The sequence below is a fragment of the Amycolatopsis pigmentata genome (assembly GCF_042684065.1).
Taxonomy (GTDB): domain Bacteria; phylum Actinomycetota; class Actinomycetes; order Mycobacteriales; family Pseudonocardiaceae; genus Amycolatopsis_E; species Amycolatopsis_E pigmentata.
In genome coordinates, this window is record NZ_JBHUKR010000004.1 from 1,262,212 (window position 1) to 1,286,424 (window position 24,213).

Sequence of the window (24,213 nt, forward strand, 5' to 3'; positions counted from 1 at the left end):
GAGGTTGCGCGCGACCGCGACCGTGTCGACAGGGCGCTCTCCACGAGCACTCGTCACCTGCACAGTATGGGCGCCCCGCCGCCCCGCCAGCGGGCCTATCGGCGGGCGCGCGCGTGCCTGGTCACCGTGGTTGCCGCGACTCGGCATGGGTGTCTCCCCCCGTCCCTCTCTCGATCTTCGCGGTCACGAGGAGCAGATCGGCGCCCGAGAACTCCTCGTCCCGCAGCACCGTGCCGTCGTCCACGCCGACCAGCACGCGGTCGTCCCCCTGCCGGACGGCCGCGCCGATCTCCGGACTGTACGAGTGCACCGCCCGCAGCGCGACCAGCCGCGCCAGAGTGGGGTCGAGGTCACGGGCCTCGGCGAGCAGGCCCGACAACCGCCGCGGCACCTCCGGCAGGTCCAGCAGATCGTCCGCGCGCCGCCACTGCTCGTCGGTGAAGGCTCCCACGGTCTCCGCCGGAACGAGTTCGGGTTCGGGCACCTCGCCGACCAGCCGGTCGCGCTCCGGCGCCGGGCGCAACAGCAGGGAGACCAGCGAGGGCAACGACGGAACGGCGGGCACGTCGAGCCCGGCGGCCGCGTGGAAGAAGTGCTCCACCGGGGCGACCGCGTCCGCCAGCGGCAGGTCGAGCACGGGCATCAGCACCTGCCCGAAGATGTCGACGGTGGCCCGGCGCGGCGGCCCGGAGAACTGCTGCCGGTCCTGTTCGGCACGGAAGATCGCGCCCGCCGCCTGGAGCCGTGCCTGAAGCTGGGTGTGACGGCTGACGCAGTCGCTGACGATGTCGACCAGTTCGGCCGCGCGGCGCTTGTGGACCGGGTCCTCGGCTTCGTCACGGGCCTTGGTGATGTTGCGCAGGATCGCGTTCTCGGCCCGGAACCTGGCCTCGATGTGGGACAGCGCCGAATCCAGCAGTTCGGGCATCTCCTCGGCCCAGTCCACCGCGCGGACGTCCCGCCGGGTCGCGTCCAGCTTGGCGCGCAAGGTCTCGCCGTACTGCACGGTCCGGTAGCGGGCCTGTTCGGCGGCCAGCTTCGCGTCCGCGAGACGGCCCCGGCTGATCAGGTTCTCCAGCTTGACCTCGGCCGCGATCTGGGCCGAGGTGACGTCCGTGTCCAGCGCACCGACCAGCACGTTGATCGCCTCGTCGCTGGCGCGCAGGTAGACCTCGCCGTCGGGCGCCGCCAGTTCGACGAGCAGCTTGAAGTCGAAGGCCCGGCGCCGGTAGACACCCGAGGCGTCGACGCTGCCGTAGACCCGGCGGAATCCCCGGTCGGCGGTGCCCACGTTGATCAGGTTGTCCAGCACCCAGCGCGCCACCCGCAGGTGCTCCGCCGCCGGGCGGTCCGGTGCCTGCGCGGCGATGAAGGGCTGGAGACGGCGCACGACGTCGTCGTGGCCGGCACCGGTGTCGAAATCCATCGCGATGGTGACCTGGTCGATGGTGTGCAGCGCGATCTCCGCCATCTGGTAGACCGTCGCGTCGGCCCAGTCCAGTTTCGCCTTGCGGGCGTCGAGGTCGTGCAACGGTGCCGTGCAGGCGAGTGCCTTCAGCCGCCGGGTCAGGCCTTCGTCCACCGCCCCGCCCCTGATCAGGTCCACGTCCCGCACAGCGGCCCAGACTAGCCGTTGTCATCGGGCCACCGCCCGGGCGGCTCGGCGCTTCACCCGGAGTGGTGGTGGTGATGCACTACGGTCTGCGCATGCGCGAGATGAGCAGGGACGAATGGTGGGACTTCGCCAGCGAGGGCACCCGGACCGGCAAACTGGCGGTCGTGCGCGCCGACGGCGCTCCGCACGTGACGCCCGTCTGGTTCATCCTGAACGAGAACACCGACGGCGACGAACTGGTCTTCAACACCGGGATGGACACGGTCAAAGGCCGGGCACTGCGCCGTGACCCCCGCCTCTCCCTGACCGTCGACGACCAGACGCCGCCCTACTCCTTCGTCCAGTTCACCGCCGAAGCCGTCCTGCACACCGACATCGACGAGATGCTGTCCTACGCGACCGCGATCGGTGCCCGTTACATGGGCGAGGCCAAGGCCGAAGCCTTCGGCAAGCGCAACGCCGTGCCCGGGGAGTACCTGGTCCGCGCGAAGATCACCAAGGTGATCGCCGTCGCCGACCTCGCCCACTGATCCGAGGGCTCAGGCCGTTTCGCGAAGCCCGTCGGCGGCCCGCAGACTCGACAACGGCGGACGCTGGTGGCAGACGAGGTCCGTGGTCACCATCTCGCGCGCCACTCCGTGGCCGGACTCGCCCCGGCGGAACTGGGCGAGCAGCGTGGCGGGGGGCTGGGCGGCGACGAGCCGTCCGTAACGCTCCAGGCGATCGAACACGGTGAGCATGATCTGCCCGGACATGCGGCCGAGCGCGTGCGTGTCCTGGTGCCGGTGGGTGCGCTTGCCGAGATCGACCTGGGCCAGGGCGTCCAGGCCCCGGGACTCGACGATGTCGATCAGGTGACCGATCTCCACCCCGTAGTTGACCACGAACGGGATGCTCTCCAGCACCTCCCGCCGCCCCGCGTACTCGCCGGCCAGCGGCTGGACGAACCCGGCCAGCTCCGGCCAGTACAGGTTCAGCAACGGTCGTGCCACCAGTTCGGTCACCCGGCCACCGCCGTCGGCGTCCGTGGCCGTCGCGCTCACCAGCGGCCGGTGGTAGAAACCCTTGACGTAACCGACCGTCTCGTCGCTGAGCAGGGGGCCGAGCAGTCCGGTGACGTAGGAACTGGTGAAGTCGTAAAGATCACCGTCGACGAAGACGACCACGTCCCCGGTGGTCGACGCGAGCCCCTTCCACAGCGCTTCGCCCTTCCCTGGCAAGCCGGGCAGCATGGGCAGCACCGCGTCCTGGGCCACCACCGTGGCACCGGCTTCCGTCGCGACGCGGGCGGTCGCGTCTTCAGACCGTGAGTCGACCACGACGAGTTCGTCGACCAGGGGCAGGGACTCGACCAGGTCACGCCGGATGGCACGGACGATGTCGCCGACCGTCTCTTCTTCGTTGCGCGCCGGGATGACGACGCTCACTCGCGTGACGCCCTTGGCCGCCAGAAGGTCGTCCACGCGCCAGTCCTCCGCGCGGCTGCTGCGCCGCGGAAGCCAACTGTCCACGATGGAGGACATCCCCGGGTTTCCGCTGTCGTTCGTCCTGTGGTGAGGCACGGCCATTCCCCTTCCCCGAACCGGACCGGCTGGATTCCAGGCTCCGTGGGCCCGGTTTCCGCCGGGCGCGCTCCCGTGAAACCGCTGGGTTACGGCTCGGGCCTGACGGCCGCCGCGCCGTAACACCGGCTGCACATCGTCACCCTAACCGGGGACGGTGCAAACCCACCGGTGTCGGAGACCACCCCTCAAAGCCTCTCGCGGACAGCCTTCGGCGAGCGCACGCGAAGCGGAGCGCGGATTGGCTGGTCGGCCTCGGCAGGAGACGCTCAGGTCTGGTCAGGAGGCAGTGGCAGAAGGGGGTCTTGTGTTCGCACGCGTTCAGACTTTCCATCATCCGGCCGAGAAGCTCGACGAGCTGACGACGCTGGCCCGCGAGCAGGTTGCGGCAACGCCCCGGCCCCCTGGTTTGAGAGGCTTCTACTCCCTCATCGACCGCGACAACGGGAAGGCACTGTTGATCTCGTTCTGGGAGACCAAGGAAGACTTGCGCCGGCTCGAGGCGACTAACGCATCGGCGCGTGCGCACGTCAAAGCGGAAGCCGGCATCGAGTCTCCGGTGGCCGAGATCTTCGAGGTGGCCCTCCAGGCTCCCTGAAGCTCACCGGCCAAGGCCCCGCCTCGACAACCGCGGACCGGCACAAGGGTGTCAGGCTTCTTCCTCCAGCATGTCGGGCGTGACCGCGGACTCGGTGTCGGGGATGCCGGCCTCGCCGGCGCGTTTGTCGGCCATCGCCAGCAGGCGACGGATCCGGCCGGCGACCGCGTCCTTGGTCATCGGCGGGTCGGAGAGCTGGCCGAGCTCCTCCAACGACGCCTGGCGGTTGGCCAGGCGCAGCTTGCCCGCCGCCAGCAGGTGGTCCGGCGCGGTGTCGCCGAGGATCTCCATCGCGCGCTCGACCCGCGCGGCCGCGGCCACCGCCGCCCGCGCCGACCGGCGGAGGTTCGCGTCGTCGAAGTTGGCCAGCCGGTTCGCCGTGGCCCGGACCTCCCGGCGCATCCGGCGCTCCTCCCACTGGAGCACGCTCGTGTGCGCGCCGAGCCGGGTCAGCAGCGCGCCGATCGCGTCGCCGTCGCGGACCACCACGCGGTCGGCTCCGCGCACCTCGCGGGACTTCGCCTGGATGCCCAGCCTGCGGGCCGCGCCGACCAGCGCCAGCGCCGCCTCCGGCCCCGGGCAGGTGACCTCCAGTGACGAGGACCGCCCGGGCTCGGTGAGCGAGCCGTGCGCCAGGAACGCGCCCCGCCACGCCGCTTCGGCGTCGGCGACCCCGCCGGAGACGACGGCGGCGGGCAGGCCCCGCACCGGACGGCCCCGCTGGTCGATCAGGCCGGTCTGGCGGGCCAGCCCCTCCCCGTCCTTGACCACCCGGACGAGGTAGCGCGTGGTCTTCCGCAGCCCCCCGGCGGAGAGCACGTGCACGTCCGAATGATGGCCGTAGAGCTCCTGGATCTCCTTGCGCAGCCGCCGCGCGACCGAACCGGTGTCCAGTTCGGCCTCCACCACGACCCGGCCTCCGACGATGTGCAGTCCCCCCGCGAACCGCAGCATCGACGCGACCTCGGCGCGGCGCGGCCCGATCTTGCTGATCTGCAACCGGCTGAGCTCGTCCTTGACGGCCGCGGTCATCGCCATCAGCCCCTCCTCCCTTTCCGGCGCCCGATCGCATCGAGAGCCTCCCGCACGCAGGCCGCGAGCGCATCCGGATCGTGCGAACCCGCCACGTTCGGGTCAGCCACCCGGCCGAACAGTGCCCGCGCTCCCAGACCGGCGGCCGCGTCCGCCAGCCGGGCCGGCACGGCCACCGAGCCGCGATCCGCGATCACGGCGTCCACCTTCAGCCCGGGCGCGTGCTGGAAGAGTACGTCCAGGTGCCTCTCAGGCGAGAAACCCGCCGTCTCCCCGGGCTGGGGAACAAGATTGAGAATGACGATCTTGACCGCTTCGGTGCGCACCAGCGCGTCGTGCAGTTCGGGAACCAGAAGGTGCGGCAGCACGCTGGTGAACCACGATCCCGGCCCGAGAAAGACGGCATCGGCCCCGGCGACCGCGGCGAGCGCCTCCGCGCAGGCCTTCGGCACCCCGCCGGACCGTCCGGGGGCACGCAGTTCGATCCGCTCCACCTGGCCGGGCGTGGTGGCGACGGCGACCTGGCCCCGGATCGTGCGCACCGCGCCGTCGTCGCTCAGCCCGGCCACCTGCGCCTCGATCTCCAGTGGTTCGGTCGACATCGGCAGCACGCGGCCGGACACGCCGATCAGCTTGCGGGCCTCGTCGAGCGCGGCGACCGGATCGCCGAGCACTTCGAACAGGCCGGCGAGCAGCAGGTTGCCCACCGCGTGACCGGTGAGCGCGCCGTTGCCGCCGAAGCGGTGCTGGAACACCTCGGCCCACAGCGAACCGCCGTCCTCCTCGGCGGCGAGCGCGGCCAGTGCCTGCCGGAGATCCCCCGGAGGCAGCAACCCGAGTTCGCGGCGCAGGCGGCCGGACGATCCGCCGTCGTCGGCGACGGTCACGACCGCGGTGACGTCCGGGGTGACCCGCCGCAACGCGGTGAGCGTGGCGTGCAGTCCGTGACCGCCCCCGAGCGCGACGGCGCGCAATGGTCTCGCGGCCGTCACTCGCGGCCCAGATCCCGGTGGATCACCTTCACCGCCATACCGTCCTCATTGGACAAAAGCCGCGCCAGTTCCTCGGAGATGGCCACACTGCGGTGCTTCCCGCCGGTGCAGCCGACCGCCATGGTCAGATAGCGCTTTCCTTCCCGCTTGTAGCCGGCGCCGATCAACCGCAGCAACTGGTGGTAGCGGTCGAGGAACTCCTCCGCGCCCTCCTGGGACAACACGTAGTTGCGCACCTCGGCGTCGAGGCCGGTGTGCTCGCGCAACTCCGGGATCCAGAAGGGGTTCGGCAGGAACCGCACGTCCATCACCAGATCGGCGTCCATCGGCAGACCGTACTTGTACCCGAAGGACAGCACGGTCACCCGCGTCTGGGTGGCCGAATCGGACCCGAAGGCGTCCTCGATCTTCGCGCGCAGGTCGTGCACCGACAACGAGGACGTCTCCAGCACCAGATCGGCCTCCTCCCGCAGCGGCGCCAGCAGCGCGCGCTCGGCCGTGATGCCGTCGGCCAGCCTGCCGTCGCCCTGCATCGGGTGACCACGCCGGACCTGCTCGAACCGGCGTACCAGCACCGCGTCGGTGGCCTCCAGGAACAGCACGCGCGGTTTGTAGCCCCGGGCGTCGAGGTCCTTGATCACCGAGGCCAGGTCGTCGGTGAACGCCCGGGAACGGACGTCCATCACCACCGCCACCTTCGTGATCGCGCCCCGGGCCTGCGCGCCGAGTTCGACCATGGTCGCGATCAGCTCGGGCGGCAGGTTGTCCACCACGAACCAGCCCAGGTCCTCCAGGCATTTGGCGGCGGTGCTGCGGCCTGCCCCGGACAACCCGGTGACGACCGCGACCTGGATCCCCGAGCTCCGCTCGTCCTCCATACCTTCTCCCCTGCTTCCTGCCGGCCGGCCCCTCACCGGTCGGCGTCACTCCCGCCCGCCAAGGTGGTGTGGATCACCTCGGCGGTCCGCCTGCCGATCCCCGGCACCTGCGCGATTTCGTCCACCCCGGCCTGCTTCAGCCTCTTCACCGAGCCGAAATGCTTGATCAGCGCGGTCTTGCGGGCCTGGCCCAGGCCCGGCACGCCGTCCAGCGCGGAGGATTGCACACGCTTCGAACGCTTCTCGCGGTGGTAGCGGATCGCGAACCGGTGTGCCTCGTCGCGGACCCGCTGCAACAGGTACAGCGCCTCCGAGGTGCGCGGCAGGATGACCGGGTCCTCGTCCGCGGGAAGCCACACCTCTTCCAGCCGCTTCGCCAGCCCGGCCACCGCGACATCGGTGATGCCGAGTTCGGCCAGCACGTCGGCGGCGGCCGTGGCCTGCGGCCCGGCGCCGTCCACCACCAGCAGGTTCGGCGGGTAGGCGAACTTGCGCGGCCGGCCGGTCTCCGGGTCGATGCCCGGGCGCTCGCCCTCGGCCGCCCCGTTCGCCGCTCCGTTTTCCTTGAGGTGGCGCGCGAACCGGCGCCGCACCACCTCCGCGATGGCGGCCACGTCGCCCTCGGTGGCCGCCTCCCGCAGCGCGAAGCGGCGGTATTCGGCCTTGCGGGGCACCCCGTCTTCGAACACCACCAGCGAGGCGACCACGTCACTGCCCTGGATGTGGCTGATGTCCACGCACTCGATGCGCAGCGGTGCCGAATCCAGGCCGAGGTGCTCCTGCAACTCACTCAACGCGGCCGACCGCGCGGTGAGGTCACCGGCGCGGCGAAGCTTGTGCTGGGCGAAGGCCTCCTCGGCGTTGCGCTGCACCGTTTCGGCAAGCGCTCGCTTGTCCCCGCGCTGCGGCACCCGGAGCCCGACGCGGGAACCACGCAGTTCCGACAGCCACTCGGTCAGCGCGGCGGCGTCCGCGGGCAGTTCCGGCACCAGCACCTCACGCGGTACCGGCGAAGCGTCGTCCGGGCTCTGCGCGGCCAGCTCCGCCTGCTCACCGTAGAACTGCGTGAGGAACTGGTCGACCAAGGCCGCGACGCCCATCTCCTCGACCTTGTCGATCACCCAGCCCCGCTGGCCCCGGACCCGGCCGCCCCGCACATGGAACACCTGCACGGCCGCTTCCAGTTCGTCGTGGGCGAAGGCGACGACATCGGCGTCGGTGCCGTCACCGAGCACCACCGCCTGCTTCTCCATCGCGCGCCGCAGCGCCCCGATGTCGTCCCGCAGCCTCGCCGCCCTCTCGAACTCCAGCTGCTCCGACGCTTCGGCCATCTCCTTCTCGAGCCTGCGGACCATGACATCGGTGCGGCCGGCGAGGAAGTCGCAGAAGTCGTCGACGATGCGGCGGTGCTCTTCGGCGCTCACCCGGCCCACACACGGAGCCGAGCACTTGTCGATGTAACCGAGCAGGCACGGGCGCCCGATCTGGGTGTGCCGCCGGAACACGCCGTTGGAGCAGGTGCGGGCGGGAAAGACCCGGAGCAGCAGGTCAAGGGTCTCGCGGATGGCCCAGGCATGGGCGTACGGGCCGAAGTAGCGGACGCCCTTGCGCCGCGGACCGCGATAGACGTGCGGCCGGGGGAACTCCTCGTACAGGGTCACCGCGAGCACCGGATAGGACTTGTCGTCGCGGTAGCGGACGTTGAACCGCGGGTCGAACTCCTTGATCCAGTTGTATTCGAGCTGGAGCGCCTCGACCTCCGTGGAGACCACCGTCCACTCGACACTGGCCGCGGTGGTCACCATCTGGCGCGTGCGGGGATGCAGGCCGGAGAGGTCGGCGAAGTAGGAGTTCAGCCTGCTGCGCAGGCTCTTCGCCTTGCCGACGTAGACGACCCGGTGCCCGGCGTCGCGGAACTTGTACACGCCGGGGGCGTCCGGGATGCTCCCCGGCGAGGGACGGTAGGTGGACGGGTCAGCCACATCGCAAGCCTATGGCTACCCTCCGACGCTTTCGCACGCCCCTGGCCGGACCACCGGTCAGCGCGGTAGGACCCGCGCGTCGACACCGGGGAGATCACCGAACCGCGCCCGGCCGTCGGTGGTGACGAGGACCCTGCCCGTTGCCCTGGCTGTAGCGGCGATGATCAGATCGAGTGTGCCCCGTGGCGCGCCGAGCCGGGTCACCTCCGCCAGCAGGACCGCGTGATGTCGCGCGACCTCAGGGGTGTAGTCCTCCACAGGAACAACGGCGAGCACATCCTCCAGGAACCCGCGTTGAGCGGCGGCGCGTCCGTCGTCCTTATCGAGATGTACGCCGGCAAGATATTCGGCGATCACGACCGCGGGAAGCGCTACGTCGTCGCTGTCGAAGAAACCGCCGAAATCCAGTCGTCCTCGCAAAGCCGCGACCAGAACCCCCGTGTCAAGAATCAGTCGAGCCACGGGTCCGAGTCCAAATCCCCCTCAGTGGCGGCACGCGCCTTGGCCACGTTCTCCGCGAAAGCCTCATCGAGTTCGTCGCGACCTCGCCAGCGCTCGAACACGTCCAACAGTGCCTTCCCGTTCGCGCGCGGAGCCGGTGCGATGAGAGCCACCCTCCGGCCGCCCCGGTGCACGACAATGGTTTCGCCGTGCTCCGCAGCATCAAGCACGGCCGAGAAGTTCCGTGACGCCTCTGAAGCCGACATCTCACGCACGGATTCAGAATATCAGATTACTGACGAGCAGTGTGGCGGACGCGACCTCTGTGCCGGTGGGGGCGTCCGTCTGTGTCGCCCTCGTGGGCGCGGCGGGTCGCGGTAGCATTCTCGGCACCATGCGGATCGCCACCTGGAACGTCAACTCGGTCGCGGCGCGGCTTCCCCGCCTGCTGGCGTGGCTCGGTTCCGCCCAGCCGGACGTGTTGTGCCTGCAGGAACTCAAGTGCGCCACCGACGGGTTCCCGCAGGATGAGATCGGCGAACTCGGCTACGAGACCGCCGCCTACGGCGTGGGCCGCTGGAACGGAGTGGCGATCCTGTCCCGGGTGGGACTGGCCGACGTGAGCCGTGGCCTGATCGACGAGCCCGGCTATTCCGGCGTTTCCGAGCCTCGCGCGATCGGGGCGACCTGTGACGGGCTGCGCGTCTGGTCGGTGTACGTGCCGAACGGCCGCGAGCCCGGTCACCCGCACTACGAATACAAGCTGCGGTGGCTGGAAGCGCTGCGCGCGACGGTCGCCGCGGAGTCGTCGAAGGAACGGGCGTTCGCCGTGCTCGGGGACTTCAACATCGCGCCCACCGACGACGACGTGTGGGACATCAGCCGCTTCGCCGAGTCCACGCACGTGACCGGCCCCGAACGGGAAGCCCTCGCGGCATTGCGAAGTGCCGGACTGTCCGACATCGTCCCGAGGGCCCTGAAATACGACCGGCCCTACACCTACTGGGACTACCGGCAACTCGCCTTTCCCCACAACAACGGGATGCGCATCGACCTGGTCTACGGCGACGCGAAGTTCGCGGGCGCGGTCGACGACGCCTACGTGGATCGCGAGGCACGCAAAGGCAAGGGCGCGTCCGACCACGCCCCGGTCGTCGTCGACTTCACGCTCTGACCCCGTCAGAAAATGTGCAGGCCGCCGTCGACGTTGTAGGTGGCACCGGTGATGTAACCGGCGTCGGGACCCATCAGGAACGCGATGGTGGCGGCCACGTCGCGCGGCGTGCCGACCCGTCCGGCGGGCAGGGCGGTGACCAGTTCGCGTTTGCGTTCCTCGCTCAGCGTGCCGCCCATGATGTCGGTGTCGATCGGGCCCGGCGCCACCGCGTTCACCGTCACGCCGTGCTCGCCGATCTCCCGCGCCAGCGCCCGGGTGAACCCGAGCACCGCGGCCTTGGCGGCCGAGTACGACACCCGGCTGTAGATCCCGCCGCCGCGCTGCGCCGAAACCGACGAAACGCTCACCACGCGGCCGATCCCGTTCGCCACCATCGTGCGGGTGACCCGCTGCGTGAGCACGAACAGGCCCCGGATGTCGATCGCGAACACCCGGTCCCACTCGGCGAGGTCGAGCTCGAAGAACGGCACCGGCGACGGGACGCCCGCCACGTTCGCCAGCCCGACGACCTGCGGCAGTTCGGCTTCCACGCGGGAGACGGCGGCCTCGATCTCCTCGGGCCGGGCGATGTCCATGGCCAGCCCGAGCGAGGCGACACCATGCCGCTCCGTCAGTGAGGCCGCGGTCTCTTCCGCTCCCGCGCCGTCGATGTCGAGCACCGCGACATGCCAGCCCTGGGCGGCCAGCAGGTCCGCCGTCGCCCGTCCGATCCCGCGCGGCGAACCGCCGCCGGTCACGATCGCGGTCCGCTCGACCGGAAAACTCACCGCTGTTCCTCCGCGAGTCTGCGCGCGACCGCGATCGTGTCGACAGGGCGCTCCCCCGCAGTTCGGGTTACGCCACCAAGCCGGGCGCCCTGCCGCCCCGATGAGGGGCTCTGGGGGCTTGCCCCCAGCGTGTTGTGTGGGGGGAGGTGCCCCCCACACAACACCGGGAAAAGACCGCGCGCGTTCTGGTCACCTTGACTGCCGCGGGTTGCCACAAGGGGCGTCACCGTCCCGCCCGCGCTTGCTTGTGCAGCCTCCGCAGCGCGCGCACGGACTCCACCGCACGCTCCCGGTCGAACGCCTGAATCGCGAGGACCCCGTAGTACTCGTCCTCGGGGAGTTCGAGCCGGGCGAAGGAAGCACCGTCGGGGAAGCTCACCGACAGCACCTCCTCCCAGGCGAACTTGCGGCCCACGAGGACATTGCGCACCTCGACGCCGTTCGCGTCGGCGCGCACGCGCGGGGTGGCGAACAGCAGCGCCGCGGCCGCCAGGACCACCCCCACGCCCATCATCGCGATCTGGTCGGAAAGCCGGAAGATCACGCCGGTGTTCGAGGAGCGCAGCAGCACCGAAACCACGGCGAAGACCACGATCAGCACCACGGCCACCACGGACGAAACCCACCTCGTGCGCCACGGCCGGATCACCACGATCTCATCGGTCTCCGTCACACGAATCCCTTCTCCGTCCACGGCTGGCGCAGCGACCGCAGCACGTGCGCGGTGTCCAGCGCGGCCAGCACCGCCTCACGGCCCTTGTCCTCCCGGGACTCCGGCAGCCCGGCCCTGTCCAGCGCCTGCTCCTCGGTGTCGCAGGTGAGCACGCCGTTGCCGATCGGGGTCCCCTCGTCGAGCGCGACCCGGGTCAGCCCCGCGGTGACCGCATCGCACACGTACTCGAAATGCGGGGTGCCGCCGCGGACCACCACACCGAGCGCGACCACGGCATCGTGGCCGCGGGCCAGCGCCTGCGCCACGACCGGCAGTTCGACCGCCCCCGCGACCCGCACCACGGTGGGTTCCTCGGTGAGCTTCGCCTCGCGAGCGGTGGCCAGAGCGGACTCCACCAGCGCGTCGGTGATCTCGCGATGCCACCGGGTCGCGACGATCGCGAGCTTGAGCCCCTCACATTCACTGAGGTCGAGCTCGACGTCGGGCCGTCCCTCACCACTCAAGGTCTGTCTCCCTCTTTTCCGCGGCCTCGCGGCTCGATTTCAGGCTCTCACTGTGCCCCGTCGCCGTTGCGGAGGTCGGCGCCCACCTGGTCGAAGTCTTCCAGCTGGGACAGATCGTGTCCCATCCGGTCACGTTTGGTACGCAGATACCGCAGATTTTCGGGGTTCGGCGAGATCGGCAGCGGGACGCGGCCCGTCACGCGCAGGCCGTAGCCCTCCAGCCCGACGCGTTTGGCGGGGTTGTTGGTCAGCAGCCGCATCGACCGCACGCCGAGATCGCACAGGATCTGCGCGCCCGTGCCGTAGTCGCGCGCGTCGGCGGGCACGCCCAGCGCGAGGTTGGCGTCCACGGTGTCCGCGCCGTCGTCCTGGAGCTGGTACGCCTGGAGCTTGTGCAGCAGCCCGATCCCGCGGCCCTCGTGCCCGCGGATGTAGAGCACGATCCCGCGCCCCTCGGCGGCCACCGTCGCCAGCGCGGCCTCCAGTTGCGGTCCGCAGTCGCAGCGCAACGAGCCGAACACGTCACCGGTCAGGCACTCGGAGTGGACCCGGACCAGGATGTCCTCACCGGAGCCGACCTCACCGTAGACGAACGCGATGTGCTCGATCCCGTCGAGCAGGCTGTCGTAGCCGATCGCGCGGAAAGTCCCCTGCGCCAACGGGATCCGCGCCTCGGCGACACGTTCGACCTGCCTCTCGGTGCGGCGCCGGTAGGCGATCAGGTCGGCGATCGTGATCATCTGCAGGTCGTGGTCGGCGGCGAAGACCTCGAGTTCGTCGCGCCGCGCCATGTCCCCTTCGTCCTTCTGGGACACGATTTCGCACAGCACCCCGGCGGGCTGGAGGCCGGCGAGGCGGGCCAGGTCCACCGCGGCCTCGGTGTGCCCCGGACGGCGCAGGACGCCACCTTCCTTCGCGCGCAAGGGGACCACGTGACCGGGACGGCGGAAGTCCGGTGCCTGTGACTTCGGGTCGGCCAGCAACCGGATGGTGTGCGCGCGGTCGGCGGCCGAGATCCCGGTGGTGACGCCGTCCGCGGCGTCGACGGTGACCGTGTAGGCGGTGCCGCGCACGTCCTGGTTCGTGTGGTACATCGGCGGAAGGTCGAGCCGGTCGCAGTCGGACTCGGTGAGCGGCACGCAGATGTAACCGGAGGTGTACCGGACCATGAAGGCCACCATTTCGGGCGTGGCCTTCTCCGCGGCGAAGATCAGGTCACCTTCGTTCTCACGGTCTTCGTCGTCGACCACGACCACCGGCCGTCCGGCGGCGATGTCCGCTATCGCGCGTTCGATTCCCGCGATGTCCAGCGGAACGCCGGCCCCGCATGGTGTCCCTGTCGTCACGCGCGCCCTCCTGAGTTCCGCGGGAAGGCCGTAGCCGGCCCGCCCGCGCTGCCGGGGCCGCGAGCCGGTACCAGGCGTGTCATGCGCCCTCCTCCGTGCCGCCCCTGGGTCCATTGTGCGCCGCGGGGTCCGCGAAGTGTGCCCGGTAAGGCCCGGTCAGCTTCTCGACGTGCTTGGCGATCACATCGACCTCGAGATTGACCAGATCGCCCGGTTCCGCGCGGCCCAGCGTCGTCAACTCCAGTGTGGTCGGGATGAGGGCCACCGTGAACTCGTCGTTGGTCACACTCGCCACCGTCAGCGAGATCCCGTCGACCGTGATCGACCCCTTCTCGACCACGTACCGGGCCAGTGTCTCCGGCAGCGTGAACCGGGTCAGGCCGTCCGCGGTGCGGGAGAGGAGGGTGCCAGTCCCGTCGACGTGCCCCTGCACGATGTGGCCGCCGAGGCGGTCGCCCACCGCGGCGGCACGTTCGAGGTTGACCCGGTCGCCCACCGCGACCTTGGCCAGCCGTGACCGGGCCAGTGTCTCGTCCACCACGTCCACGGTGAACTCGTCCTTGCCGACCTCCACCACGGTGAGGCACACGCCGCTCACCGCGATCGAATCGCCGTGCCGGGCGTCGGAGGTGACCACGGGGCCACGCACGGTCAGCCGGACGGCGCCGGGCGTCTGCTCGACCCGGGTGATCTCCCCGAGTTCCTCCACGATCCCGGTGAACACGTCCGCCTCCTAGGGTGCTGTGGTCGGTTGATGCGCCGAGGCCCGCGCCCGCAGCGCCTCGACGGCCTTCGCCGGGTCCTCGGCGCCGTAGACGGCGGACCCCGCGACGAAGCAGTCGACGCCCGCTTCGGCGGCCTGCTCGATGGTCTCGGCGTTGATCCCGCCGTCGATCTCCACGACCAGTTTGAGGTGCCCGGTGTCCACCAGCCGCCGGGCCGTCCGCACCTTGTCCAGGACGTCCGGAATGAACGACTGGCCCCCGAAGCCGGGTTCGACCGACATCACCAGCAACGTGTCGTAGTGCTTGAGGGTGTCGAGGTGGTCCTCCAGCGGCGTGCCCGGCTTGACCGACAGGCCCGCCTTCGCCCCGGCCGCCCGCAGGTTCTTGGCGAGCATGACCGGATCGTGGGCGGCTTCGACGTGCACGGTCACGTTGTAGGCGCCCGCTTCGGCGTAGCCGATCGCCCAGCGGTCGGGGTCCTCGATCATCAGGTGACAGTCCAGCGGCAGGTCGCTCACCTTGAGCAGCGACTCGACGACCGGCAGCCCGAGGGTCAGGTTGGGCACGAAATGCGCGTCCATGACGTCGACGTGGACCCAGTCCGCCCCCGCGACGGCCTCGATCTCTTCGCCCAGCCGGGCGAAGTCGGCGGACAGGATGCTGGGCGCGATCAGCGGTCGATGAGCCATGATTACGCAGTGTAGGAGAACACCCGCACCGGGATGCCGTGGCGTCCGGCTGCTGGACTCCAGGTCTCCCAAGGCATCACCGGTACCCCGCTCATCGGCGGCGCAACAGTGCGCAGAACATCGCGTCGGTGCCGTGCCGGTGCGGCCACAGCTGGACGAAGGGGCCGTCGCCCAGCGCGGGCACACCAGGAAAGGACTCCCGGGTGTCCAAGGCGTCGGCGTCGCCGCGGCGGAGGGCTTGCGCTATCACACCTTCGGTCTCGGCCAGGTGCGGCGAGCAAACGACATAGGCCACCACTCCGCCGGGGCGCACCAGCCCGAGCGAGGAGGCCAGCAATTCACCCTGGAGCTTCGTCAGTTCCGCCACATCGGAGGGCTGGCGCCGCCAGCGCGCCTCAGGACGCCTGCGGAGCGCGCCGAGGCCGCTGCACGGCGCGTCCACCAGCACCCGGTCGAAGCCGGGTTCGAGCTCGGGTTCCCGTCCGTCGGCGACGTGCACGGTGACCGGAAGCCCTTCGGTGGCCTCTTCCACCAGACGGGCCCGGTGCGGCGCCCGCTCCACGGCGTCGAGCCGGGCACCGGAGATCGCCCCCAGCGCCCCGAGCAGGACGGCCTTGCCGCCCGGTCCGGCACACAGGTCGAGCCAGCGCTCGTCGGGACCGTCGAGCGGCACCCGGGTCAGCGCCAGGGCGCACAACTGGCTGCCCTCGTCCTGCACGGCGGCCAGCTTCTCCCGGATCGGCTCCGAATCGGCCGGGTCCCCGCCGCCGGCGGGCAGGCGGACTCCGTAAGGCGAATAGGGAGCGACGTCGCCACCGGTGATCGCGGCCAGTTCCTCCGCGCTGATCTCGCCGGGGCGGGCGAGCAGGTGCACCGCGGGCCGGGCGTCGTCGGCTTCGAGCGCGGCCTGAAGGTCTTCGCCCTTGTCCCCCAACGCTTCCGCGAACGCACGGGCAACCCAGCGTGGGTGCGCCGTGCGCAGCGCGAGATGCCCGATCGGATCGGCGTCGCGGTCCGGGGCGAGCTCGGCGAGCCAGCCTTGTTCGTCCTTTTGCGACACCTTGCGCAGCACCGCGTTGACGAAACCGGAGGCGGGCGATCCCGCGTCGGCACGGGCCAGATCGACGGTCGCGGCCACCGCCGCGTGTTCCGGGATCCGGGTCCGCAGGAGCTGATAGGCCCCCAGCCGCAGGCAATCCAGCACCGCACCATCCACTGAGGACAGAGGGCGGTCGACGCAGGCACCGATCACCTCGTCGAGCAGGCCCTGCGCGCGGGCACAGCCGTAGGCCAGTTCGGTGGCCAGCGCCGCGTCGCGGCCGGTGATCCGGCGGCGGCGCAACAACTCCGGCAGCACCAGGTTCGCGTAGGCGTCCCGCTGACGGACGGCGCGGACCACGTCCAGTGCCACCCGCCGGGCGGGATCTTCGGCAGGCGGGCGCCGGGGCCCCTGCTTGCGCGGGGCGGGCCTGTCACGGTCCGGCCGTGACGGCCTCCGTTCGCGTTGCGGACTCATGATTTTTCTTCCTTCGCGAAGGCGGTCACGTCAGCCGTTCCCCCGGCTCGATCCGCGTGCCCCGGGCCCAGTCCGCGGCCGCCATCCGTTTCTTGCCCTGGGCCTGGACTTCGCCCAGAAGGACCGGCTGGGTGCCGGTGCCGGCCAGCACGCGCTTGCGTTCCACCCTCAGCTCGCCCGGAGGAAGCGCATTCTCGTCCACAATGGACACCGGGCCGAGTTTGAACCGCTCGCCGCGGAACTCCGCCCAGGCCCCGGGTTCCGGGGTGACCGAGCGCACCAGCCGGTCCACCGCCACGGCGGATTCGGAGAAGTGGACCCTGGCATCGTCGACGGTGACCTTTCCAGCATAGGTGACGCCATGGCCGGGCTGGTCGACCGCGACGAGTGTCCCGTCCGCGATTCCGTCCATTGTGGACACCAGAAGCCGGGCGCCGGAACGGGCGAGCCGGTCCAGCAGGACACCCGCGGTGTCGGCGGGCCCGACCTTTTCGGTCACCACGCCGAAAACCGGCCCGGCGTCCAGTTCGCGGACGATCCGGAAGGTGGACGCGCCGGTGATCTCGTCGCCCGCGCGGACCGCGGCCTGCACCGGCGCCGCGCCCCGCCACGCGGGCAACAGGGAGAAATGCAGGTTTATCCAGCCGTGGCGGGGTATGTCGAGCGTGCGCTGCGGCAGCAACGCGCCATAGGCGACCACGGGACACGCGTCCGGGGCCAATTCGCGAAGCCGGTCGAGAAACGCGGGATCGCCCGCTTTGGCCGGGGTCAGTACCTCGATCCCGTGTTCGTCGGCGAGTTTGCCGACCGGGGAACGCACCAGCCCGCGCCCACGCCCGGCCGGGGCGTCCGGCCGGGTCACCACCGCGACGACCTCATGCCGGGGAGAATCGAGCAGAGCTCGCAGGGATGGCACGGCGGGTTCCGGGGTACCGGCGAAGACGAGGCGCATCAGCACGCCTTGGCACATCGAGACTGGGAGTACATCCCAGCCAGTCTAGAGCCGCGCCTGGCCGGCTCCCGCGACACACCCTCCGCGACGGGCCTTCGCTTCAGGCGGAGTCGTCCAACGCGATCGGCGCGCGGCGGCGGGCTCGTTGCCTGGCTTCTTCCGGAAGCGCGTCGGCGACGAGCAAGCGCGGCAGCAGCGCGCTCTCGGCCGTCAACGCGCGGAAGGCCAGGTTGATCGTGACGTCGTGCGCCGGACGGTGCACCACGGTGATCCGATCCCCGGCCTGGATGGTGCCCGGTTCGATCACCCGCAGGTAAGCCCCCGGCACCGCCTTCGCGGTGAAGGTCTTGACCCAGCCACGTTCGCTGAGCCATCCGGCGAAGACCCGGCACGGAATCCGGGGTTCCGCGATCTCGAGGACGAGATCGGCACCGACCCGCCAGCGCTCGCCGATCAGCGCACCCGTGACGTCGATCCCGGCGGTGGTCAGGTTCTCCCCGAAGACTCCGCACGGCAGGGGCCGGGACAACTCGACCTCCCACCCGTCGAGATCTTCGCGCGCGTAGGCGTAAACAGCCTGATCGTTCCCGCCGTGATGCCGCAGGTCACAGACCCGGTCACCGGCCAGTCCGCTGTCCCCGGCGCCCTTGGCGCCCGGCGCACGCACCTCGACAGGGTCCGTCACCGGCTTCTTGTCGATCCCGGTCACACCGATCTCCGAATGCGTGGTCGGGCTCGCCGCACCGAGATTCACCGACAACAAGAACGGCACGCCCAGGACGGTACCGGCCGTGATCGACTCCCGGAAACGCTTTTCCCGGGAACCCCGGTCAGATCAGCTCCAGCGGGTCGAGCTGGACACGCACCGGCGACGGTTCCTTGCGCGCGGCACGGCGTGCCTGGGCGGCGGCGAGCGCGGCGGCCAGTGCCTTGCCGTCGGCCCGGGGGACGCGGATCAGGGCCCGTTCCCGCTCGTTCCCGTCGCCATCCGCCTCGCCGAGCGGGACCGGGCCGAGCACCTCACCCGACGGCGGTAGCGAGAGCTCGTCGAGCATCGCGGCGACGGCGTCCGGCGTGCCTTCCGCGCTGGCCATCCGCACCGCGGGCGGGAATCCCAGCTCGCGGCGCTCGGCCAGCTCGCGTGCGGCATGCCAGGCCGGGTCCCAGCGAACGAGCGCCTGCACCGGTACCAGGCCCGCCTCGGCTCCGACGACGATCCGCCCGCCCTCCCGCGCCGGGCGCACGAGGGCGGCCGCGGCCATCCACCGGCGCAGCGTCTCCTCGGCCGCGCGCAGATCCTGCCGGCCCAGCAACGCCCAGCCGTCCAGCAGGAGTGCCGCGCCGTAACCGCCCTCGGCGACCGGCTCCGCTCCCGGGGTGCACACCACGATCGCGGGCCCGTCCGGCACCGTGGCGAGCACCTCGTGCCCGCCCGACGTGCGCACCGCCGCGCCGGGGAAGGCACGGCCGAGTTCCTCGGCGGTCCGCTTCGAACCGATGACCACCGCCCGCAACCGGTTCGAACCGCAGGCCGGGCACCGGAACGCCGCCTCGGGGGCCCCGCACCACCGGCAGCTCGCCTGTTGCCCGGCCTTCACCCCCAGTGGACCGGCGCACCGGCGGCAGCGCGCGTGTGTCCGGCAGCGGTCGCACGCCAGCGCCGGGACGTACCCACGCCGTGGCACCTGCACCAGTACCGGCGCCCCCGCGCCGAGCGACTGCCGTGCCGCCTCGAAAGCCACCGCGGGCAGCCGCGCCGCGCGAGCGGCCTCGTCCCGCGCGAGATCGAAGTCCTCGCCGGTGGGGGTCACTCTCGGCGCCGCCGCACGCAGTTCCTCCCGTGCGGCGATCACCGGATGCGCCCAGCCCGACTCGACGAGCACCTGCGCCTCGGCCGTCCGGGCGAAGCCTCCGACCAGCAACGACGCCCCGTCGGCGTGCGCGCGCAGCATGAGCACGTCACGGACCTGGGGGTAGGGCATGTGGGGATCGACGTGGAGGTCGTCACCGTCGTCCCAGACCACGAACAGGCCGGGGTCGGCGACCGGGGCGAACATCGCCGCGCGGGTGCCGGTGACGACCCGCACGCTGCCCCGCGAGATCGCCAGCCACCGACGGTACCGTTCCGCGGGCCCGAGATCGGCGGACAACGCGACCACCGCGTCCTCCCCGACCAGCCGGGCGCACGCGGCGTGCAGACGGGCGAGGTCCCGGTGATCGGGCACCACGAGCAGCGCTCCCCGTCCGGCCGACGCCACCAGCGCCGCCGCCTCCGCGAGCCGCGCCGGCCAGTCCTCGCCAGGCAGCGCCTGCCACACCGCGTGGGCCTGCCTGCTTCCGCGCAACGCCTCGGTCAGTGCCGGGCCCCGCTGATAGCGCGGCCATCCGGTGCTTTCCGGCGCGGGGGGACGAGCGGCGGGCGGACGAGCGGGCTCGCCCTCGGCCTTGGCGTGGCGGGGCGGGACGGCCAGCCGCAGCACGTCGATCATGGTGCCGCCGTAGCGTTCCGCGACGGCGCGCGCGAGCGCGGCGAGCCGCTCGCCGAGCACCGGCTCGCTGGAGGTCACGCGCTCCAGGAACGCCAGCCGCCCTTCGTGGGCGGTCGTGTCGGTTCGCGCAAGGAGAAAGCCGTCGACGAGCTGCCCGGCGAAGCGCACCCGGACCCGGCATCCGGGCACCGCCGCCTCGTCCAGCTTGTCCGGGACCTGGTAGTCGAAGGTGCGGTCGAGGTGGGCCAGCGGAACGTCCACCACCACCCGCGCGATCGGATCCCGCGCGGCGGGCCGCTGCTGTCCTTTGCGCGCGGCAGGCCGGCCCGCGGCGCGTTTCGCCGCGGGCAGATCCCACAGGGGAGTCGTCTCGGGCCCGCTCACACCGTGTTCTCTACCAGAGACCTCCGACAGCGGACCGGGGAACTCTCAGACCGCGGAGCGCAGGGCTTCGGCGCGGTCGGTGTCCTCCCAGGGCAGGGTGAGCTCGGGACGGCCGAAATGGCCGTAGGCGGAGGTCTGCGCGTAGATCGGGCGCAGCAGGTCCAGGTCCCGGATGATCGCGGCCGGACGCAGGTCGAACACCTGGGTGATGGCGTGCTGGATCTTGACCGGATCGGCCTCCTCGGTGCCGAAGGTCTCCACGAACAGCCCGACCGGCGAGGCCTTGCCGATCGCGTACGCCACCTGCACCTCGACGCGGGAGGCCAGGCCTGCCGCGACCACGTTCTTGGCCACCCAGCGCATCGCGTAGGCCGCCGACCGGTCCACCTTCGACGGGTCCTTCCCGGAGAACGCGCCACCGCCGTGCCGGGCCATTCCGCCGTAGGTGTCCACGATGATCTTCCGGCCGGTGAGCCCGGCGTCGCCCATCGGGCCGCCGACCACGAACCGCCCGGTCGGGTTCACCAGCAGCCGCACGTCGGAGGTGTCCAGGGTCAGCGCCTCGAGCTCCGGCGTGACCACCTGGTCGCGGACGTCCACCCCCAGCATCGTGTCCAGGTCGATGCCCTCGGCGTGCTGGGTGGACACCACCACGGTGTCCAGCCGCACGGGCTGGTCCGCCGCGTACTCGATGGTCACCTGGGTCTTGCCGTCCGGCCGGAGGTAGGGCAGCACGCCTTCCTTGCGCACCCGCGACAACCGCCGCGACAACCGGTGCGCCAGCGCGATCGGAAGCGGCATCAGCTCCGGCGTGTCCGAGCACGCGTAGCCGAACATCAGGCCCTGGTCCCCGGCGCCCTGCCGGTCGATGTCGTCGAGCGCGTTTTCCAGCCGGGCCTCGTAGGCCGCGTCGACGCCCTGCGCGATGTCCGGCGACTGGGAGCCGATCGCCACGTTCACGCCGCACGAGCGGCCGTCGAAGCCCTTCGCGGACGAGTCGTAGCCGATCTCGAGGATCTTCTCCCGCACGATCGTGGGGATGTCGGCGTAGGCATCCGTGGTCACCTCGCCGGCCACGTGCACCTGGCCCGTCGTGATCAGCGTCTCCACCGCCACCCGCGACCTCGGGTCCTTGGCCAGGAGCGCGTCCAGCACCGAGTCGCTGATCGCGTCGCAGATCTTGTCCGGATGTCCCTCCGTCACGGACTCGGACGTGAACAACCTGCGGCTGTTTTCGATCACGGGCTCGTCACTCCCCATCTTGAACTCGGGCACGGTCGCCTTCAGCGTACTGAGCCCGACGGGAAATCGCCCTGATGCCGGATGAAGGCGGTGACCGCGTCCCACACCGCGACCGCCAGTTGCGCTTTGGAGCCCAGTGGGATAGGCGTCTCCGCCCCGTCCGCGGCCAGCAGCCAGCCCGCGTTGTCCTCGACCTCGAAAGCCAGGCCATCGCCCACCGCGTTGACGACGAGCAGGTCAGCACCCTTGCGCCGGAGTTTGGCCCGGCCGTGCTCGAGCACCGAGCCGTCCTCGTCACCGGTCTCGGCGGCGAAGCCGACGATCACCGGCCGCCGGGCGCCGGGCGCCCGGTCACGCACCAGTTCGGCGAGAATGTCGGCGTTGCGGGTCAGGGTGATCACCGGAGCGCTCGCGTCGTCGGTCTTCTTGATCTTGTGCGCCGCCACGTCCACCGGGCGGAAATCGGCCACGGCCGCGGCCATGACCACGATCCCGGCATCGGCGGCGGCTTTGTGCGTGGCGACGCGCAACTGCTCGGCCGTGGACACGTGCCGCACCGTCACTCCGGCCGGGTCGGGCAGGTCCGCGGTGTGTCCCGCGATCAGGGTCACCTCGGCGCCCCGCTGGGCGGCGACGCGCGCGAGCGCGTAGCCCTGACGTCCCGAGGAGCGGTTGCCGAGGTAGCGCACCGGGTCGAGGGGCTCACGGGTGCCGCCCGCGGTCACCACCACCCGCGTGCCTTCGAGGTCACGCGGGAGGGCGGCCGGTTCGGCGAGCAGCAGCCGGGCCAGTTCGACGATCTCGCCGGGGTCGGCCAGGCGGCCCTTGCCGGTGTCGGCGCCGGTCAGCCGTCCCGAAGCGGGTTCGGCGACGAACAGGCCCCGCGAGCGCAGCAGCGCCACGTTGTCGCTGGTGGCGGGGTGCTCCCACATCTCGGTGTGCATGGCCGGGAAGAACGCCACCGGGCACCGGGCGGTGAGCAGGGTGCCGGTGAGCAGGTCGGCGGCCAGTCCGTGCGCCGCGCGGGCCAGCAGGTCCGCCGTCGCGGGCACGACCAGCACCAGATCGGCTTCGCGGCCGATGCGCACGTGCTGGACTTCGGGTACTTCGGTGAACACGCCCGTGTGCACCGGATGCCCGGACAGGGCTTCGAAAGTGGCCGCGCCGACGAAGTTGAGCGCGGCCTCGGTGGGCACGACGCGGACATCGTGACCGGTTTCGGTCAGTCCGCGCAGGACCTCGCAGGCCTTGTAGGCGGCGATCCCGCCACCCACCCCCAGGACGATGCGGGGCTTGCGGCCCGCTCCGGCGTCGCCGGGAGCGTCACTCACCCTCGGTGTGCTCGAGCAGGCCCGAGTGGATCTCGCGCAGCGCGATCGACAGCGGCTTCTCGCGCGGGCCCGGCTCGACCAGCGGGCCGACGTACTCCAGCAGGCCCTCGCCGAGCTGGGCGTAGTAGTCGTTGATCTGGCGGGCACGCTTGGCGGCGTAGATCACCAGCGCGTACTTGGAGGAGACCTTGCTCAGCAGGTCGTCGATCGGCGGGTTGGTGATGCCTTCGAGTTCCTCGCCATGGATACCCAGCGCTGCGCTCACTCGTGTTGCTCCTGAAATCAGCTGAAGTCTTGTTCCATCAAGTCTAACAACCGCTGCGCGGCGACTCGCACGTCGGCGTTCACCACCCGCGCGTCGAACTCGCCCGCCGCGGCGAGTTCACGCTCCGCCTCGGCCAGCCTGGCCTCGACCGCGCTCTGCTGCTCGGTGCCGCGGCCGGTCAGTCTGCCGACCAGTTCGTCCCACGAGGGCGGGACCAGCATCACCAGGCGCGCGTCGGGCATCGCCGCCCGTACCTGCCGCGCCCCCTGCAGTTCGATCTCCAGCACCGCGGGCCGCCCCTGGTCCAGTGCCCGCTCCACCGGCGCGCGCGGGGTGCCGTAGCAGTTGCCCGCGAACTCCGCGTGTTCGAGCAGCTCACCGGCCTCGACCAGCTTGGCGAAGGTGGCGCGGTCCACGAAGTGGTAGTGCTCCCCCTCGACCTCGCCGGGCCGTGGCGGCCGCGTGGTCACCGAGACGCTGAAGTAGATCTCGGGCCTGAGCAGCCGCAACTGGGCCACCACGCTGGACTTGCCCACCCCGGACGGGCCGGAAACGACGGTGAGCCGTCGCCGGCGGGGGGTCTCCCGCACCGGCTCCGGCCCACCTGCCGCTGCCATTCTGACGTCGCTCACTCGCCGCTGAACTCGGCCAGCAGCGCCTTGCGCTGCCGGTCACCGAGGCCGCGCAGCCGCCGGCTCGGCGCGATCTCCAGACGCTCCATGGTCTGCTGGGCGCGCACCTTCCCGACCCCGGGGAGTGCTTCGAGCAGGGCGGAGACCTTCATCTTGCCGAGGACCTCGTCCTCGTCGGCCTGCTTCAGCACATCGGTCAGGGTGGTCCCGCCCCGCTTGAGGCGCTCCTTGAGCTCGGCGCGGGCACGGCGGGCGGCAGCGGCCTTCGCCAGCGCCGCCTTGCGCTGTTCCTCGGTCAGCTGGGGAAGTGCCACGTTTTCCTCCGTAATACTCAAAATTCTGGGTGGGTGACGCGACGGTACCCACCCCTGGCCATCGGCCACAATGCGGGGGTGGCCGGTCTGTTCCGATTGCGGGGCCTG

At 71.1% G+C, this 24,213-nt stretch carries 26 protein-coding genes; 3 read left to right on the forward strand and 23 right to left on the reverse strand.

The window, feature by feature from the left end; genetic code table 11:
• Positions 1–121: 121 nt before the first annotated feature.
• Positions 122–1,615, reverse strand: coding sequence for a hypothetical protein (locus ACFSXZ_RS07505; RefSeq protein ID WP_378262635.1), 1,494 nt, complete (start codon positions 1,613–1,615; stop codon positions 122–124).
• Between the two features lie 92 nt (positions 1,616–1,707).
• Here ACFSXZ_RS07505 and ACFSXZ_RS07510 point away from each other — a divergent pair, with 92 nt between their 5' ends.
• The gene (locus ACFSXZ_RS07510; protein ID WP_378262637.1) at positions 1,708–2,145 is read left to right on the forward strand and encodes a PPOX class F420-dependent oxidoreductase; all 438 of its coding nucleotides are present in this window, start codon (positions 1,708–1,710) and stop codon (positions 2,143–2,145) included.
• Between the two features lie 9 nt (positions 2,146–2,154).
• On the opposite strand, the gene ACFSXZ_RS07515 is transcribed toward ACFSXZ_RS07510, so the two are convergent.
• A complete protein-coding gene (locus tag ACFSXZ_RS07515; RefSeq protein WP_378262639.1) occupies positions 2,155–3,138 on the reverse strand; it encodes a glucosyl-3-phosphoglycerate synthase in 984 nt (327 codons plus the stop codon).
• A 346-nt stretch (positions 3,139–3,484) separates the two neighbouring features.
• On the opposite strand from ACFSXZ_RS07515, the gene ACFSXZ_RS07520 reads away from it, so the two are divergent.
• Positions 3,485–3,775 carry an antibiotic biosynthesis monooxygenase family protein gene (locus ACFSXZ_RS07520; RefSeq protein ID WP_378262641.1) on the forward strand — a complete coding sequence of 97 codons (291 nt, stop codon included), beginning with the start codon at positions 3,485–3,487 and terminating at the stop codon, positions 3,773–3,775.
• Between the two features lie 51 nt (positions 3,776–3,826).
• Here the strand turns inward: ACFSXZ_RS07520 and whiA are convergent, their stop codons facing one another.
• From whiA to ACFSXZ_RS07550, 6 genes are read right to left on the reverse strand one after another with little or no spacing between them, the layout of a single operon-like run.
• Entirely contained in the window at positions 3,827–4,813 is a 987-nt protein-coding gene (gene whiA / locus ACFSXZ_RS07525; protein WP_378262643.1) for a DNA-binding protein WhiA, read from the reverse strand.
• Positions 4,813–5,781 carry a gluconeogenesis factor YvcK family protein gene (locus ACFSXZ_RS07530; RefSeq protein ID WP_378262793.1) on the reverse strand — a complete coding sequence of 323 codons (969 nt, stop codon included), beginning with the start codon at positions 5,779–5,781 and terminating at the stop codon, positions 4,813–4,815. The genes whiA and ACFSXZ_RS07530 overlap by 1 nt, the downstream gene beginning before the upstream one ends.
• 14 nt (positions 5,782–5,795) lie before the next feature.
• Positions 5,796–6,677, reverse strand: coding sequence for an RNase adapter RapZ (rapZ, locus tag ACFSXZ_RS07535; protein ID WP_378262645.1), 882 nt, complete (start codon positions 6,675–6,677; stop codon positions 5,796–5,798).
• Between the two features lie 32 nt (positions 6,678–6,709).
• Entirely contained in the window at positions 6,710–8,659 is a 1,950-nt protein-coding gene (uvrC, locus tag ACFSXZ_RS07540) for an excinuclease ABC subunit UvrC (protein ID WP_378262647.1), read from the reverse strand.
• A 57-nt stretch (positions 8,660–8,716) separates the two neighbouring features.
• Complete coding sequence (locus tag ACFSXZ_RS07545) at positions 8,717–9,121, reverse strand: PIN domain-containing protein (protein ID WP_378262649.1); 405 nt, start codon at positions 9,119–9,121, stop codon at positions 8,717–8,719.
• Entirely contained in the window at positions 9,109–9,366 is a 258-nt protein-coding gene (locus ACFSXZ_RS07550; RefSeq protein WP_378262795.1) for a type II toxin-antitoxin system Phd/YefM family antitoxin, read from the reverse strand. Before ACFSXZ_RS07550 ends, ACFSXZ_RS07545 begins: the two co-directional genes overlap by 13 nt.
• A gap of 128 nt (positions 9,367–9,494) precedes the next feature.
• Between ACFSXZ_RS07550 and ACFSXZ_RS07555 the strand changes: the two genes are divergently transcribed.
• The gene (locus ACFSXZ_RS07555) at positions 9,495–10,274 is read left to right on the forward strand and encodes an exodeoxyribonuclease III (protein ID WP_378262651.1); all 780 of its coding nucleotides are present in this window, start codon (positions 9,495–9,497) and stop codon (positions 10,272–10,274) included.
• A gap of 5 nt (positions 10,275–10,279) precedes the next feature.
• Here the strand turns inward: ACFSXZ_RS07555 and ACFSXZ_RS07560 are convergent, their stop codons facing one another.
• The 15 genes from ACFSXZ_RS07560 to mihF all read right to left on the reverse strand — a co-directional run bounded on the left by ACFSXZ_RS07560 (position 10,280) and on the right by mihF (position 24,105).
• Entirely contained in the window at positions 10,280–11,044 is a 765-nt protein-coding gene (locus ACFSXZ_RS07560) for an SDR family NAD(P)-dependent oxidoreductase (protein ID WP_378262653.1), read from the reverse strand.
• 223 nt (positions 11,045–11,267) lie between these two features.
• Positions 11,268–11,717 carry a PH domain-containing protein gene (locus tag ACFSXZ_RS07565; RefSeq protein WP_378262656.1) on the reverse strand — a complete coding sequence of 150 codons (450 nt, stop codon included), beginning with the start codon at positions 11,715–11,717 and terminating at the stop codon, positions 11,268–11,270.
• Positions 11,714–12,220 (reverse strand): 6,7-dimethyl-8-ribityllumazine synthase, encoded by a 507-nt coding sequence (gene ribH, locus ACFSXZ_RS07570; protein WP_378262658.1) that lies wholly within the window; start codon positions 12,218–12,220, stop codon positions 11,714–11,716. Before ribH ends, ACFSXZ_RS07565 begins: the two co-directional genes overlap by 4 nt.
• Before the next feature lie 47 nt (positions 12,221–12,267).
• The gene (locus tag ACFSXZ_RS07575; protein WP_378262660.1) at positions 12,268–13,566 is read right to left on the reverse strand and encodes a bifunctional 3,4-dihydroxy-2-butanone-4-phosphate synthase/GTP cyclohydrolase II; all 1,299 of its coding nucleotides are present in this window, start codon (positions 13,564–13,566) and stop codon (positions 12,268–12,270) included.
• Between the two features lie 79 nt (positions 13,567–13,645).
• Positions 13,646–14,290: a riboflavin synthase gene (locus tag ACFSXZ_RS07580; RefSeq protein ID WP_378262662.1), complete on the reverse strand. Its 645-nt coding sequence runs from the start codon at positions 14,288–14,290 to the stop codon at positions 13,646–13,648.
• A gap of 9 nt (positions 14,291–14,299) precedes the next feature.
• Positions 14,300–14,980: a ribulose-phosphate 3-epimerase gene (gene rpe / locus ACFSXZ_RS07585; RefSeq protein WP_378262664.1), complete on the reverse strand. Its 681-nt coding sequence runs from the start codon at positions 14,978–14,980 to the stop codon at positions 14,300–14,302.
• 91 nt (positions 14,981–15,071) lie between these two features.
• Complete coding sequence (locus ACFSXZ_RS07590; RefSeq protein WP_378262666.1) at positions 15,072–16,496, reverse strand: RsmB/NOP family class I SAM-dependent RNA methyltransferase; 1,425 nt, start codon at positions 16,494–16,496, stop codon at positions 15,072–15,074.
• A gap of 25 nt (positions 16,497–16,521) precedes the next feature.
• Positions 16,522–17,448 (reverse strand): methionyl-tRNA formyltransferase, encoded by a 927-nt coding sequence (fmt, locus tag ACFSXZ_RS07595; protein WP_378262668.1) that lies wholly within the window; start codon positions 17,446–17,448, stop codon positions 16,522–16,524.
• A gap of 100 nt (positions 17,449–17,548) precedes the next feature.
• A complete protein-coding gene (locus tag ACFSXZ_RS07600) occupies positions 17,549–18,220 on the reverse strand; it encodes an MOSC domain-containing protein (protein WP_378262670.1) in 672 nt (223 codons plus the stop codon).
• Positions 18,221–18,278: 58 nt separating this feature from the next.
• Positions 18,279–20,321, reverse strand: coding sequence for a primosomal protein N' (locus ACFSXZ_RS07605; protein WP_378262672.1), 2,043 nt, complete (start codon positions 20,319–20,321; stop codon positions 18,279–18,281).
• 45 nt (positions 20,322–20,366) lie between these two features.
• Positions 20,367–21,581, reverse strand: a complete 1,215-nt coding sequence (gene metK, locus ACFSXZ_RS07610; RefSeq protein WP_378262797.1) for a methionine adenosyltransferase — start codon at positions 21,579–21,581, stop codon at positions 20,367–20,369.
• Between the two features lie 23 nt (positions 21,582–21,604).
• Positions 21,605–22,894: a bifunctional phosphopantothenoylcysteine decarboxylase/phosphopantothenate--cysteine ligase CoaBC gene (gene coaBC / locus ACFSXZ_RS07615; protein WP_378262674.1), complete on the reverse strand. Its 1,290-nt coding sequence runs from the start codon at positions 22,892–22,894 to the stop codon at positions 21,605–21,607.
• Positions 22,887–23,159 carry a DNA-directed RNA polymerase subunit omega gene (gene rpoZ, locus ACFSXZ_RS07620; protein WP_378262676.1) on the reverse strand — a complete coding sequence of 91 codons (273 nt, stop codon included), beginning with the start codon at positions 23,157–23,159 and terminating at the stop codon, positions 22,887–22,889. The genes coaBC and rpoZ overlap by 8 nt, the downstream gene beginning before the upstream one ends.
• 17 nt (positions 23,160–23,176) lie before the next feature.
• On the reverse strand, positions 23,177–23,776 hold the full coding sequence (gmk, locus tag ACFSXZ_RS07625) for a guanylate kinase (protein ID WP_378262678.1): 600 nt from the start codon (positions 23,774–23,776) through the stop codon (positions 23,177–23,179).
• An 11-nt stretch (positions 23,777–23,787) separates the two neighbouring features.
• Entirely contained in the window at positions 23,788–24,105 is a 318-nt protein-coding gene (gene mihF, locus ACFSXZ_RS07630) for an integration host factor, actinobacterial type (RefSeq protein WP_378262680.1), read from the reverse strand.
• Positions 24,106–24,213 lie beyond the last annotated feature (108 nt).